Source organism: Sphingomonas sp. Leaf208 (assembly GCF_001421415.1).
Classification (GTDB): Bacteria; Pseudomonadota; Alphaproteobacteria; order Sphingomonadales; family Sphingomonadaceae; genus Sphingomonas.
Genome location: NZ_LMKH01000012.1, coordinates 37,265 through 51,435, shown reverse-complemented (window position 1 = coordinate 51,435; position 14,171 = coordinate 37,265). Strand labels below are relative to the sequence as shown.

General features: G+C 64.1%; 15 protein-coding genes. 12 read left to right on the top strand and 3 right to left on the bottom strand.

Annotated elements, in window-relative coordinates; genetic code table 11:
- Window positions 1-64: 64 nt before the first annotated feature.
- Entirely contained in the window at window positions 65-889 is an 825-nt protein-coding gene (locus ASE69_RS06455; RefSeq protein ID WP_056484537.1) for an energy transducer TonB, read from the bottom strand.
- A 203-nt stretch (window positions 890-1,092) separates the two neighbouring features.
- Between ASE69_RS06455 and uvrA the strand changes: the two genes are divergently transcribed.
- The 12 genes from uvrA (at window position 1,093) to ASE69_RS06395 (ending at window position 10,069) form a co-directional block, all read left to right on the top strand.
- Window positions 1,093-3,993 carry an excinuclease ABC subunit UvrA gene (uvrA, locus tag ASE69_RS06450; protein WP_056484535.1) on the top strand — a complete coding sequence of 967 codons (2,901 nt, stop codon included), beginning with the start codon at window positions 1,093-1,095 and terminating at the stop codon, window positions 3,991-3,993.
- Between the two features lie 2 nt (window positions 3,994-3,995).
- Complete coding sequence (locus ASE69_RS21930; protein ID WP_156362211.1) at window positions 3,996-4,415, top strand: hypothetical protein; 420 nt, start codon at window positions 3,996-3,998, stop codon at window positions 4,413-4,415.
- A 67-nt stretch (window positions 4,416-4,482) separates the two neighbouring features.
- Window positions 4,483-5,145 (top strand): hypothetical protein, encoded by a 663-nt coding sequence (locus ASE69_RS06445; protein ID WP_056484533.1) that lies wholly within the window; start codon window positions 4,483-4,485, stop codon window positions 5,143-5,145.
- A 161-nt stretch (window positions 5,146-5,306) separates the two neighbouring features.
- Window positions 5,307-5,483: a hypothetical protein gene (locus tag ASE69_RS06440; RefSeq protein ID WP_056485218.1), complete on the top strand. Its 177-nt coding sequence runs from the start codon at window positions 5,307-5,309 to the stop codon at window positions 5,481-5,483.
- Window positions 5,480-5,755 carry a type II toxin-antitoxin system RelE/ParE family toxin gene (locus ASE69_RS06435; RefSeq protein ID WP_056484530.1) on the top strand — a complete coding sequence of 92 codons (276 nt, stop codon included), beginning with the start codon at window positions 5,480-5,482 and terminating at the stop codon, window positions 5,753-5,755. Before ASE69_RS06440 ends, ASE69_RS06435 begins: the two co-directional genes overlap by 4 nt.
- A gap of 106 nt (window positions 5,756-5,861) precedes the next feature.
- Complete coding sequence (locus ASE69_RS06430) at window positions 5,862-6,191, top strand: hypothetical protein (protein WP_056484527.1); 330 nt, start codon at window positions 5,862-5,864, stop codon at window positions 6,189-6,191.
- 549 nt (window positions 6,192-6,740) lie between these two features.
- On the top strand, window positions 6,741-6,983 hold the full coding sequence (locus ASE69_RS06420; protein ID WP_156362210.1) for a hypothetical protein: 243 nt from the start codon (window positions 6,741-6,743) through the stop codon (window positions 6,981-6,983).
- Complete coding sequence (locus ASE69_RS06415; RefSeq protein ID WP_056484518.1) at window positions 6,980-8,308, top strand: hypothetical protein; 1,329 nt, start codon at window positions 6,980-6,982, stop codon at window positions 8,306-8,308. Before ASE69_RS06420 ends, ASE69_RS06415 begins: the two co-directional genes overlap by 4 nt.
- The gene (locus ASE69_RS06410) at window positions 8,305-8,751 is read left to right on the top strand and encodes a DUF3597 domain-containing protein (RefSeq protein ID WP_056484515.1); all 447 of its coding nucleotides are present in this window, start codon (window positions 8,305-8,307) and stop codon (window positions 8,749-8,751) included. The genes ASE69_RS06415 and ASE69_RS06410 overlap by 4 nt, the downstream gene beginning before the upstream one ends.
- A gap of 77 nt (window positions 8,752-8,828) precedes the next feature.
- The gene (locus ASE69_RS06405) at window positions 8,829-9,242 is read left to right on the top strand and encodes a glycine zipper 2TM domain-containing protein (protein ID WP_156362209.1); all 414 of its coding nucleotides are present in this window, start codon (window positions 8,829-8,831) and stop codon (window positions 9,240-9,242) included.
- A gap of 278 nt (window positions 9,243-9,520) precedes the next feature.
- Window positions 9,521-9,733, top strand: a complete 213-nt coding sequence (locus tag ASE69_RS06400; RefSeq protein WP_031394996.1) for a cold-shock protein — start codon at window positions 9,521-9,523, stop codon at window positions 9,731-9,733.
- Between the two features lie 105 nt (window positions 9,734-9,838).
- Complete coding sequence (locus ASE69_RS06395; protein WP_056484512.1) at window positions 9,839-10,069, top strand: hypothetical protein; 231 nt, start codon at window positions 9,839-9,841, stop codon at window positions 10,067-10,069.
- A gap of 146 nt (window positions 10,070-10,215) precedes the next feature.
- Here the strand turns inward: ASE69_RS06395 and ASE69_RS06390 are convergent, their stop codons facing one another.
- Together ASE69_RS06390 and ASE69_RS06385 are read right to left on the bottom strand one after the other, a co-directional pair.
- Window positions 10,216-11,190, bottom strand: a complete 975-nt coding sequence (locus ASE69_RS06390) for a cell wall hydrolase (RefSeq protein ID WP_056484510.1) — start codon at window positions 11,188-11,190, stop codon at window positions 10,216-10,218.
- A gap of 144 nt (window positions 11,191-11,334) precedes the next feature.
- Window positions 11,335-14,166, bottom strand: a complete 2,832-nt coding sequence (locus ASE69_RS06385; RefSeq protein WP_056484508.1) for a M16 family metallopeptidase — start codon at window positions 14,164-14,166, stop codon at window positions 11,335-11,337.
- Window positions 14,167-14,171 lie beyond the last annotated feature (5 nt).

Below are 14,171 nucleotides of genomic sequence, written 5' to 3'. Positions count from 1 at the left end.
AGATAATACACCGATACTGGAGTGCAACCCCGGCGCCTTCGGGCCGTCCAGCCGCGACGGTCGCTCAGTTGCCGGACCAGGCGCCCGGCAATCGCCATGTCACCTTTTGCGTTGCATGGCTGACCATCGCCTTGCCGTCGAAGCCAAGCGCGGGCGTATAGCGCGCATGCCGCATGATCGCGCTGCAGGCCGCCTTGTCGAGTTCGACCTCGCCGCTCGTCACCACGGGCCGGCAATCGGCAACCCGCCCGTCGAGGCCGATCGTCCACAGGACCGTCGACGTCCCTTGCGCACCCTTGCCGACGATCGTCCTCGGGTAATCGTCGGGCCCGATCCAGTATTCGGGCCGCGTCGTCGCCTTGGCAGGCTGGGCGATCCGCGCGCGCTCGGTCGAGTCGATGCCCCACTGCTTGGCCGTCGAATCATTGCATTTGGCCAGGGCCTCGAACGCCGCCTTCGCATTCGGCATCGCGAACGCCCAGCCCGACATCTTGTCCGGGGCGATGCGCAGGACGGCATCGGCGGGCAGCGTTTCGAACAGCGTGGCATCGACCTGCATGCGCGTCATCCGCTTGCCCGAAGCCTGGGTCGGATAACTCTCGTACCGGCTGTCATCCGATCCCCCACCGACTATGCCGATCTTCGTCTGGCCCAGCCGCATCGTTAGGCTACGATCGTTCGTGTAGACCATCAGCTCGAGCGTGGACGCCAGCGGCAGCCGACGCAGTGCGAGAATCGTCTCCGCCTTGCCGGTGCCATAGGTGCGGCCGAGCATGCAGGCGGTCGCGCCATAATCGACGTTCCACTTGCTCACCGGCGTCAACGGCGCGGCCGCGGTGGGCTCGGCCAGCGCCGCGGCGGCGGCGGCCAGCACCAGCATCAGCGGCATCCGGAAATATTCGTCATTGCATCATCCCCTTGCACCCCGTCCCGTTCGCCGGTTCTCTGAAATCCGCCGCCCGGTTGCAAGCCGTGTCGGCGCCTCGATCGCCCGTCGCGCAATCGACCATCACCGATGAACTGGCGCCCGGCCTCATGCATTCCTATCTCTCCCACTAGTCTCCCGATCAGAACAGAAGTAGAACCAGCCTCATGCTGACAAAGATTTCCGTACGCGGCGCGCGCGAGCACAACCTCAAGGACGTCGACATCGACATCCCCCGCGACACGCTCACGGTGATCACCGGCCTCTCCGGCTCGGGCAAGTCGAGCCTCGCGTTCGACACGATCTACGCCGAAGGCCAGCGCCGCTACGTCGAGAGCCTCTCCGCCTATGCCCGCCAGTTCCTCGAACTGATGCAGAAGCCCGACGTCGACCACATCGAGGGCCTTTCGCCCGCGATCTCGATCGAGCAGAAGACGACGTCGCGCAACCCGCGCTCGACCGTCGCCACCGTCACCGAAATCTACGACTATATGCGCCTGCTCTGGGCGCGCGTCGGCATCCCGTACTCGCCCGCCACCGGCGAACCCATTGCGGCGCAGACGGTGTCGCAGATGGTCGACCGCGTCATGGCCCTCCCCGAAGGCACGCGCCTGTACCTGCTCGCCCCCGTCGTCCGCGGCCGCAAGGGTGAGTACCGCAAGGAACTCGCGGAGTGGCAGAAGGCCGGCTTCGCGCGCGTCCGCATCGACGGCACGATCCACGACATCGACGAAGCCCCCGCGCTCGACAAGAAGTACAAGCACGACATCGAGGTCGTCGTCGACCGCCTCGTCGTCGGCGGCGAGATCGCCACGCGCTTGGCCGAAAGCTTCGAAACCGCGCTGAAACTTGCCGACGGCCTCGCCTATGTCGACCCCGCCGACCCGGTAGAGCCACACACGCCCAAGTCCGAGATCCTCGGCAACAACGCGCCCGACGGCCGTATCGTCTTCTCCGAGAAATTCGCCTGCCCGGTCAGCGGCTTCACCATCTCCGAGATCGAGCCGCGCCTGTTCTCGTTCAACGCCCCCCAGGGCGCGTGCCCGGCCTGCGACGGCCTCGGCGAGAAGCTGCTGTTCGACGAAGACCTCGTCGTCCCCAACCACATGCTCAGCATCAAGAAGGGCGCGGTCGTCCCCTGGGCGAAATCCAACCCGCCGAGCCCGTATTACATGCAGGTCCTCGGCAGCCTCGCGCGCGAGTTCAAGTTCGACATCGAGACGCCCTGGTCCGACCTCCCGCCGGAGGTCCAGAGCACCATCCTGCACGGCTCGAAGGGCAAGCCCGTCACGCTCACCTTCATCGACGGCAAGAAGAAATACGACGTCTCCAAGCCGTTCGAGGGCGTTATCGGCAACCTCAACCGCCGCATGCTCCAGACCGACTCCGCCTGGATGCGCGAGGAACTCAGCAAGTACCAGTCCGCCGCCCCCTGCGAAGTCTGCGGCGGCGCGCGCCTGAAACCCGAAGCGCTCGCGGTCAAGATCGCGATGAAGGACATCTCCTACGCCACGCATCTCTCGGTGGTCGACGCGCTCGCATTCTTCACCGACATGCCGCAGCATCTCGGCGATCAGCAGAACGCGATCGCCGAACGCATCCTCAAGGAGATCGTCGAGCGCCTGGGCTTCCTCAACAACGTCGGCCTCGACTACCTCAACCTCGACCGCACCAGCGGCACGCTTAGCGGCGGCGAAAGCCAGCGCATCCGCCTCGCGTCGCAGATCGGCAGCGGCCTGTCCGGCGTGCTCTACGTCCTCGACGAGCCCTCGATCGGCCTGCACCAGCGCGACAACGACATGCTCCTCAAGACGCTCCGCCGTCTGCGCGATCTCGGCAACACCGTCCTCGTCGTCGAGCATGACGAGGACGCGATCCGCACCGCCGACTACATCATCGACATGGGCCCCGGCGCCGGCGTCCGCGGCGGCCAGGTCGTCGCGCAGGGCACGCTGAAGCAGATCCTCAAGTCGAAGGGCAGCATCACCGCCGACTATCTCAACGGCACGCGCGAAGTCCCCGTGCCGGCCACGCGGCGCAAGGGCAACGGCAAGAAGCTCACCGTCCACAACGCGGTCGCCAACAACCTGCGCGGCGTCACCGCCAGCCTGCCGCTCGGCACCTTCACCTGCATCACCGGCGTCTCCGGCTCGGGCAAGTCGAGCTTCACGATCGACACGCTCTACGCCGCCGCCGCACGCGAGCTGAACGGCGCGCGCATCGTCCAGGGCAAGCACGACAAGATCACCGGCCTCCAGTATCTCGACAAGGTCATCGACATCGACCAGTCGCCGATCGGCCGCACCCCGCGCAGCAACCCCGCCACCTACACCGGCAGCTTCACGCAGATCCGCGACTGGTTCGCCGGCCTGCCGGAATCGCAGGCGCGCGGCTACAAGCCCGGCCGCTTCAGCTTCAACGTCAAGGGCGGCCGCTGCGAGGCGTGCCAGGGCGACGGCGTGCTCAAGATCGAGATGCACTTCCTCCCCGACGTCTACGTCACCTGCGACGTCTGCCACGGCGCGCGCTACAATCGCGAGACGCTCGAGGTGAAGTTCAAGGGCCATTCGATCGCCGACGTGCTCGACATGACGGTCGAGGACGCCGCCGAGTTCTTCAAGGCGGTCCCCCCGATCCGCGACAAGATGGCGATGCTGGTCGAGGTCGGCCTCGGCTACGTCAAGGTCGGCCAGCAGGCGACGACGCTCTCGGGCGGCGAAGCGCAACGCGTCAAGCTCGCCAAGGAACTCTCGCGCAGGGCCACCGGCAACACGCTCTACATCCTCGACGAACCCACCACCGGGCTCCACTTCGAGGACGTGCGGAAGCTGTTGGAAGTCCTCCACGCGCTGGTCGAGCAAGGCAACACGGTCGTCGTGATCGAACACAATCTAGACGTCATCAAGACCGCCGACTGGGTCCTCGACCTGGGCCCCGAAGGCGGCGTCAAGGGCGGCGAGATCGTCGCCGAAGGCACGCCGGAGAAGGTCGCCAAGGCCAAGGGTAGCTTTACCGGGAAATATCTTGCACCATTGCTGGAGAAGCGGGTTCTAAATACGGAGGACTAATCGTGCCCAGGCAAACGACAACAATAGGTTTGTTTCTTGCTAGTCCTTCCGACGTAGAGCGCGAGCGCGAAATTGTTACCCGCGCAATAGATGCATGGAATCAGATATCCGGCCGGCGCTCTGGCGTTTATGTCGAGCTGCTAAAATGGGAAACCAGTGTTGCTGCGGGATTTTCTGACGATGGGCAGTCGGTAGTTAATGAAGAAATAGGCGAAGCCTATGACGCGTTATTGTGTGTTTTTTGGGGTAGGTTGGGCACGAAAACAGCCAGATCTGATTCAGGTACTGTCGAAGAGTACGAAAGAGCTTCGAGGCGACGAACTTCTGAAAATAAAGTTGAGCTAGCATTTCTGTTCAAAGATTCGCCTATCGCGATGAGAAATATAGATCCTGAACAGATGGGGGGCGCTAAATGGATTTAAGGCTCGTCTGGAATCTGATGGGGCATTTTATAAATCGTTCTCAAGCGATGAAGCTCTTATATTTGAAGTGAATCTGATTTTAGATAAGTTGTCCAGAGTGTTTGTTCCTGTGGAAACTACGGAAATAACCGAAAATAGAGTCATAGCTATCGCTACTCTGCCGGTTGTCGAAGCGATATCCGACAAAGACGACGACGGAATAATCGATGTTTTGGAACGGATAGAGCAAAACAGTAAACTTGCTGGCGAATTTTTAGATAATATGTCGGGGGTTCTAAACGAAGTTAGCAGGGAGACCAATGTCAGCGCTGAGAAACTTAAAGAGTTAAAGTCGCTGGGGCTGGTTCAGATTATAGAAACGAAGCCAATAATACATCATGTTTCTGATATGATGGATAATCTATCTATCTTTCTAGAAAACAGATCAGCGGCTTATGCAAGCAATATATTTGATATGGCAAATGATGCTCGAAAACTTATAAATCTTGCAGCAGATTTCAATGATAATGAGGAAGACATAGCCTCTCTTAAAGAGACATTGTCCGGCGTTGTTCTGCGAATGGAAGAAAATATTCTCAGTATTGATGGTATGAAGAATGAGGCGCTTGGTCTTCAAAGAATGACAAAGCAATTTAATGGCGCTAAGCGCAGGCTTGGTCTCAATGTAGATGCGTATATCGCGGACACAAAGTCTGCAATTTCTATGTTTAAAAATATAATCGAAGAGTGAAGTTAAATTAATCGGTGGCTGGTACGTTCAATATTATTATTTAAGTAAACCAGTATAGATTAACTCAAAACGATCGTACTCAGATTTGGCTTCATACCTGCTGCTCGAAGATGTCGGCAGATTTTTGTGACGTTTGTGTTGGCATCTGCTATTATTTGTTCATGTCCAAACTAACGCCCATCGAGTCGGAGTTCGCTACCAGCGAAGAAGCCGCCGCGTATGACGCATGGTTCCGCGCCAAGGTCGAGCGTGCAATGACATCGAACACACCCAGCATTCCACACGCTGAAGTGATGGCAATGGCGCAGGCTATCCTCGACAAACACAAGCCGCGTTGACGCTTCCGCTCGTCTGGACGGACGATGCGACGGGCGACCTACTGAACATTCTCGATTCTATCGGCGCGCGGAATTTTGCGGCCGCAGAGCGGTTGAACGCCGCGATTGTTCATGCGGCGGAGAACCTGCCCGATCATCCTTACCTCTATCGCTCCGGAAGGCTGGCCGGAACCCGCGAGGCGGTGGTCCATCCAAACTACCTCCTGGTCTACCGCGTCACCGAGGCGATCGAGATCCTCGCCGTCCTCCACGCTCGCCAGCAATATCCTTGAAGCCCGCCCGCCGGCATTGTCTCCCGGACGCATGCCGGTCGCGAGCGCAAAGCGGAACCCCTGCCACGGACCATCCGTTTCCGAGGCTGCATCAAAGGACATTCCCATGACCAAGCCTCACCCGCACAAGCCCACCCCCAGCAACAAGCCAAACACCAAGAGGTTCGGCATCAACGCGCTGTCGATCGGGGCCGCGGCGATCGGTCTCGGGGGTGCGTTGCTGGCGGTGTTCCTGCGCTCGAAGGCCAACCCCGCCGAGCATGCCGCGCCCGATCTCGCGCTCGACAAGCCCCGCCCGGGTGCGACCGATCGTGCGCCGGACGCCTTCCGCCCCGATCCCACCGCCGTCCCCACCAAGGCCGAGCGCGAGTCGCTCCGCCCCGCCACCGGCCCGGCCCCGTCGTTCGCCGCGGATCGCGGTTCGACGCTCGGCTGAGCCGCCTTCCTGATCCTCCCCCGCAAGGGGGAGGTGGCTGGCGCTTGCCAGACGGAGGGGGAGGGGGCGACTACGCAGGTTCCGTGTCCTCCCCCTCCGTCACCTGCGGTGCCACCTCCCCCTTGCGGGGGAGGATGAGAACCGCCTGACGGTCGAAGCCTATCCTGACGCTACCGCCCGTGCTTCGTCACCGCTGGCCGGATCGTCGGGTACTTCGAGCAGGTAAGCCTGTTTCCCCGCGAAGGCGGGGATCCAGACTGGGCTCCCGCCTTCGCGGGAGAACAAGGAGGGCGTCGTATCGCGCGCTAACGCGTGTTCAAGATCGATGAGCACTGGTTTCATCACCCACGCCACGCCCTCATCCCCCACTCCGTCATCCTGACGAAAGTCAGGACCCAGAGCCAAAAGCGCCATGCCCCGTAACCCTGGGTCCTGACTTTCGTTAGGATGACGAGGGGGTGTTATGACGAGCCCCCCCCCCCGAAACCGCTGTCCTACACACCCCGATCCGGCATACCTGATCGGTCCTCTCTCAGGCGAGGATCGACCATGGCAAACGCACCCACCCCGGAAGATCCGCGACCCTGCCACTTGGCCAGGCGCGCCGTGCCCGCCCCCAGGCCGCGCTGCGAGCCCCCGATCCCCGACCACCTCCCAGACGCGGTCCGCCACGTCATCGCCTGGCAAGCGCATGTCGACGCCGGCCGGATCGGCACCCGCATCCCCGTATCGCCGGAGATCGCCGCCAACCGCGACCGCTGGACCGCGCTCGCCCGGACCATGCGCAAGTGACCGCCGCTCTCCAGGACCAGGGTGTCGACGCACCGCCCATCGACTCCTTCGCGCGGCAAAATCGCCAGCGCATCGACGGCTGGTCCCCCGACCGCCAGCGCGGCTTTCTCGAACGCATCGCCGAGGGCGCCACCGTCGACGAGGCGACCGCCAGCGTCGGCCTGTCGCCACGCGCCGCGTACAGCCTGCGCCGCCGTGCAGCGGGCGCGGCGTTCGCGCTCGGCTGGGACGCCGCCAAGCTCGTCGCGCGGCCGATCGTCGCCGAGGCGCTGTTCTGTCGCGCGATGGTCGGCCAGATCGAGCGCCTCACGAAGCCCGACGGCGACGTGATCGAACGCCACCGCTTCGACAACCGCCTCGCCATGTCGCTGCTCGCCCGGCTCGATCGCCATGCCGAGGAGAGCGAGACCACCAATGCCGCCGCACGCCTGATCGCGACCGAGTTCGACGCGTTCCTCGACCTCGTCGAGCGCGACGCCGGCCCGGCCCGCGCCGGCCTGTTCCTCGGCGAGCGTGTCCGGTCGTCCGACGCAGGGGAGGGGATGGCGCCGATCGTGGCGCTGGCCCGCGCGGACCGCTGGCTTCGCAGCAACGCCGGCCTCGCGTCGGAGATCGACGTCGCCGATCTCGATCCCGCCGCCCGCGCCGGCTGGACCGCCGAGCAATGGGCGCGCGCCGAGGCCGCCGGGCTGCTCAGTCTCGCACCCGAACCTGTCGTCAAACCTGTGCCCCCGAAACCTGCGCCCCCGACACCTGCGCCAGCGTCTGCACTTTCTGCACTTCCGGACGTCGAACCGGGCGGACCCGACGGCGAATGTCCGGTCTGGTGGGACGAGTTCACCAGTGCCTGGCGCACCCGCTTCCCGCCGCTGAGCGACTTCGACGAAGGCAATGGCGGCACTTTCGGCGACGACGGGTACAGCCGCGAATGTTCCCGGGAGGAGGCGATCATCCTCGATGCGCCGTACGACCGAGAGACCGCCGAGCGCGTCGTCGTCGAGGGCGCCGACCGCGACAGCTGGTTCATCGGCTATGCGGTGGGCTGCGGGCTGATCGAGGATGACGAGGTCGATGCGGTCGCCGCGACCGATATCGCGCGCGTCGCTGCGCTGGCCCGTGATTTCGATCCGGATCGCCCGAGAAAGCCTGACCCCGAACCCGGTAACGCCGCTTCGTCCGGCGCCGGTCCCGGCCAGTCGCCTGGCCAGTCGTCCGGCCAGTCGCACACCGCACCCAATCTGGCGCCGACGCCTGCGGACGCTGCACCCAAATCCGCCACCGGGCGTTCTCCCGCCATACGCATAGTCAACGGAGTACCCCCATGAGCATCTTCAGCAAGATCAAGTCCGCCATCTTCGGTGAGCACGGCCCGCTCGGCAGCGGCCACTTCGGCACGCCCAAGGCCGCGCCCGCATCGGCACCCGCACCCGCGCCGCAGACCACGGCCGCCCAGCCTGCACCGACGCCCGCCGCCCCGACTCCGCAGGCTGCGCCTGCCGCGCCAGCCCAGGCGGTCGACGTCGAGGCCGTCCTCTCGGGCATCGCCTCGAAGAGGGGTTCGGATCTCAACTGGCGCACGTCGATCGTCGACCTGATGAAGCTGCTCGACCTCGATTCGAGCCTCGACAATCGCAAGGAGCTCGCCACCGAGCTCGGCTATACCGGTGCGAAGGACGGCAGCGCGGAGATGAACATGTGGCTGATCAAGGCCGTGATGCGCGAGCTGGAGAAGAACGGCGGCACCGTGCCCGCCAACCTCAAGGATTGATCCAGGATAGGCGCCGGCAACCAAATGCCAGCGCCGATCATTACGCCTTCAGTATCAACCCACTGAAAGGACACGAAATGCGCGTTGCGATGCTGGGCCTGTTGGCCGCCTCCACCATGGTCGCCGGTTGCGTTGGCGACGGGGGCAGCCGCTACGGCGTCGACCCGCGCTATCGCTCCTACGACTATAACCGGGTCGATCCCGCATACGGTGGCTACGATGCCGGTCGCTATTACCGCGACGATGCACGCTATCGCGAGCGCCGCCTGTCGCGCAACGACCGCGTCTATCGTGGCAATGACGGCCGGTATTATTGCCGCCGCAACGACGGCACCACTGGCCTGATCGTCGGCGGAGTCGCGGGCGGCGTGCTCGGCAACGTCATCGCCCCCGGCGGCTCGGGCCTGCTCGGCACCGTCCTCGGTGCGGCCGGCGGCGCCCTCGCCGGGCGCGCGGTGGATCGCTCCAGCAACGACACCCGCTGCCGTTAAATCCCTCGGCCGGCGTCGAAATATCGGCGCCGGTCGTTTTAAATTATCGTGGTCGATGGCGGCGCACGCGAAAATATTATCTGCGTAAATCGACGCAGTTCTTGACCCATTTTACCGGCAAGATTTGCAATTCCGGCGGTCTTGGCCCATATAGCGCTCAGCTACAGTCGCATATCGACGGTTCTTGGCGCTTTGCGGCACCTTTCTCCTTCTTTCCCTGCTCCGCGGCACGGGTCGCCCGAACGTCGGGTTACTCTCTACTAAGAAGGAGCCACTTCATGGCTATCACCGGAACCGTCAAGTTTTTCAACGCCGACAAGGGCTATGGCTTCATCGCGCCGGATGGCGGCGGCAACGATGCATTCGTGCACATCACCGCGGTTGAGCGCGCCGGCATGCCGACGCTGAACCAGAACCAGCGCGTCACCTACGAGCTCGAGCCCGACAAGCGCGGCAAGCAGTCGGCCGTGAACCTCCAGCCAGCCGATTGATCTCGCTGGCGGATTACGGTCCGCCAACCTGATCTCGGTTGCGATGCGGCGGCCATCATGGTCGCCGCATCACCCCTTTGAAATTTCCCGCAGGAGCGCACCAGCATGGCCGATAATCCAGAATTTTACCGGGCCCGCGCTGATGAAGAGCGTCGCAACGGCGATGCCGCCCTCCTCGACAACGTCCGCGATCGCTGCCGCCGAGCCGAAAAGGCCTGGGACGACATGGCCTCACGCGCCGAACGTACCCAGATCCTCCGCGCCGCGCGTGAAGCCGCCCCCCCCGGTGGCGAACGCATGATGATCGGCATCCCGTCGATGGTCCCCGCCGAATAGGCCGGATCTCCGAGGTTCGATTTATTTGAGGAAAAACCCGGGTGCAGCGATGCAGCCGGGTTTTTCTTTATGCCTCTGCGCAAACAACTTCTGAGGAACGTCAACTCCGAGGCCGCTTACGCAGCACCGTGGAAGGTTGCCGCAACTTACTTCAGCGGCTTACCCGAATCCTTCCACCGGTCGAGGATCTGCGACTCTGGCGGTAGCATGTCGGAAGCAGCCGGTATTGCCGGTGCCTGAGTAGCGGGCTTGGCCTGCGCAACGGTCGCCACCACCGTAGCCGGCACCGGGACGGAGACAGCTCCGGCTGTCGCAGCTGCGATCATCTGAGGCGTCGGCGGCGCAATCGGTTGCAGGGAAATATGCGGCCCCGGCACAGGTTCGCCGCCAGCGTAGCGCTGACTAAACGCAGCCGAAGTACCCCAATACCCCTTCCACCGGTGGAAGAAATGCGCGCCGACGACATCGGTCATCACCATGCTCCGGTTCCACGTAGGCGTCACGGCATAGGTATGATAGTGCGTCGCCAACCCGACCGGTGCGTAGACATAGCCGGCCAGGGCCATGCCCGCCGCGCGCGCGGCGCGAACCCATGCGGCGCGCGCGGGCACCCGCGTCATCGCGCCGTCGCATGCGAAGCTGAACTGGCAGCCGGCATGTTCCGAGCCCTGGTACACCACGCCGCATACCGTTCCCGGGAAGGCAGGATGCCGTGCGCGGTTGAGGATGACCTGCGCGACCGCCTGCTGGCCGGCATCGGGCTCGGATGCGGCTTCGTAATAGATCGCCGCGGTGAGGCATTGCAGCGCGCGGTCGCGGTTCAGCGCCGATGCGCTCGCCATCGAGAATGGCCGTGCGGGAACAATGCCCGCGTCGAGCGTCGCACCGGCTGGGATTGGCAAATTCGGGAGATCGATGGTCCCCGTAACACCCGCCGCAGGAGCTGCGATCTCCTGCTCAGCCAGCGTAGGGGCAGGGGCTGAAACCTTTACCGAAGACGCGGCACGCGCGCGGTCGTTCGCCGCTTCACGCGCCGACATCGCCCGGAGTGCGGCGTGGGCAGAGATTCCGGCACCTATGATCAACAACGTGACGACCATCGCCGCCCAGATGCGTTTCATCAACCGAACCGTCTGCAACCTAACGCGCAATCGCTTTCCTCGTACCTGCCTGTCGAGCCGGGCATAGCCGATTTGGCCGGACCGATCGCGCACGGATTCAGTCCGTCCCACCGCGGGACGGACTGAATCCGTAGCAGCAATCGCTTACCGTAAGGTTGCGGTGTCGAGCTTCAGCGAGGCTTCGGGGATGACCTCGACGTTCGGATAGGCTTTGCGCAGCGGCTCGATGAACTGCTTGGCGTCACCGACCACGACGATGCTGGCTGCCTTGGGGTCGAGCAGCGCGACGGCCGCCGCCTGCACGGCCGCCGGATCGACGGCACCCACCGCGTCGGTATAGCGCTGGAGTTCACCGAGCGGCACGCCATTCTGAACATAGGCGCCCAGGATTCCTGCAACGCCCGACGTCGTCTCGATCCCGCGCCCGAAATTGCCGACCAGCACGGCCTTGCGCGTGTCGAGTTCTGCGGCGGACACGGGTGACGCCCCCATCCGCGTCATCTCGGCAGCGATCAGCGTCACCACCGCGGCAGCGGTCGGGTTCTTGGTTTGCGTCCGCGCCGCGACCGTGCCCTGCGTCTTCCCCGCGTCGAGCCCGCTGCTCGCGCCATAGGCCAGCCCGCGCTTGATCCGGATTTCCTGGTTCAACCGTGATGAGAAGCCGCCGCCAAGGACCGTATTGCCGACCGCGAGCGGATAATAGCGTGCATCCGAACGCGCGATCGCAGGACGCGCAACCACGACGCCCGCCTGACCCGCTTCCGGCATGTCGACGACGATGACACGAGGTTTTGGGTACGTGACCTGCGGCGCGCTCGCGGTTGCCGTGCTGGTCGATTTCCAAGAACCGAACTGCGCCTCCGCCAAAGCCTTGGCGCGCGCGGCAGTGACGTCGCCGACCATGATCAGCGTCGCCTGGCCCGGCTGGAAACTCCGCGCATACGCCGCCGTGATGTCGGCCCGCGTGATCGCCTTCAGCGACAGCGGCGTGCCCCCGTTAGGCGCGCCATAGGGCGATGCCCCAAGCACCGCGCGATCCGCAACCAGACCTGCGACTTGGGCCGGATCCTTCAACGCGAGCGTCACCGCATCGACCTGCTGCGTCCGCGCGCGCTCGATCTCCTCGGGCGCAAAGGCCGGGTTGATCGAGACGTCGGCGAGGATCGCCATCGCCGGCGCAAGCTGGTCCGACTTCACCGTCACGTCGACCGCGGCGCCATCGCTGCCAGCCGAACTGCCGATCGCGCCGCCAAGCCCTTCGACCGCACGCGCGATCTGCGTGGCCGAGCGCGTCTTGGTGCCCTTGGTGAGCAGTTCCGCCGACAAGCTGCTGACGCCGGCGCGGTTCGCCGGATCGGTCGCCGCACCGCCCGCGGTCACCAGATACGCGGTAACGATCGGCAGGTCGTGCCGCTCCACCGTGACCAGCCGCATACCGTTCGCGAGCCGCGTCTCCACAGGCTGCGGGATCGTCGGCGATACCGGTGTGCTTGGCGCAGGCGGCTGGACCCGCTGCCCTTCCGGCGCAGGCGTCACGATCTCGATATTCGCCGGCGCCTTCAGGTCGGCAACCTGCACCGTCGGTGCAACCGTGATCGCATCCGCGACACCGCCCGCAGGCTTGGCCGCGAGTGGCATGTACCGGATCGTCGCCGACTGGTTGTCACCAAGATATTTCCGCGCAACCCGCTGGATATCCACCGCCGTCACCCGCGCAATGGCCGCCAATTGCTTGTCAGCTGCCTGCGGGTCGCCGTCGACCAGCACGTCAGACGCCAGCGTGCTCGCCTTGCCCTCGGCGGTCTCGCGAGACTGGATCGACTGGGTGAGGATTTCGTTCTTCGCCTCCGCCAGTTCGGCAGCGGTCACCGGCGCATCGCGGAACCGCGCGATCTCGCGCTTCAACGCTGCTTCACCCGCCTCGACCGTCTTGCCGCCCGCCAGGATCGCGTAAACGACCATGTTGCCGGTCGCCTGCTTGGTATCGAGGAACGCCTCGGCCGACTGCGCAAGCTGGTCGCGGTACACGACGCTCTCGTACAGCCGCGAACTCTCGCCGGTCGCCAGCACCGCCTTCAGCACCGTTAACGCCGCGATATCCGCATCGCGATCCGCCGGTACATGATAGCTTACCAGCACCGCAGGCAGTGGCGTGTTGGGCTCGTACACGGTCCGCGTCACCGCCTTGGTCCGCGCGGGCTCGGCCACTGTCACCCGCGGGATAGCCGCGCTCGGCTTCTTTATCCCCGCGAAATACTGGTCGACCCAGCCGTTCAACTGCGCCGGATCGAAATTGCCCGACACCACAAGGATTGCGTTATCCGGCCGATAATAGGTCGCATGGAACGCCCGGACGTCGTCGATCCCGGCGGCTTCCAGATTCTCCAGGCTGCCGATTGTCCCGCGTGCATAAGGGTGCGCGGTATACGCAAGCGCCGGATAATAGAGAGAGAACAGCTTTCCGTACGGCCGCGAGAGCGTACTCTGGCGAAGCTCCTCCTTCACCACATCGCGCTCCGAGCCGAAGCTCTTTGGCTCGACGACGAGGCTCGCCATCCGATCGGCTTCCGCAAACAGCAGACGCTGGAGGTGGTTGGCCGGGATCACCTCGTAATAATTGGTATAGTCGTCGTTGGTCGACGCATTGTTGTAGCCGCCGACATCCTCGGTCAGCCGGTCCATCTGCTCCGACACCAGGTTACGCGTCGACTTGAACATGAGGTGCTCGAACATGTGCGCGAACCCGGACTTGCCCTTGGGGTCGTCCTTCGAGCCGACGTCGTACCAGACCTGCACCGACACGTTCGGCGTGCCGGTGTCGCGGATCGCATACACGCGCAGGCCATTCGGCAAGGTGCGTTCGGTATAGGCGATCGGCTTCACCGAAACCTGCGTCGGGGTAGGTGCGGTCTGCGCCCCCACCGCTACCGGGAAAGACGCTGCGGTCAGCAGCAAAGCGGAGCGGAGGAGGCGCATGGAAG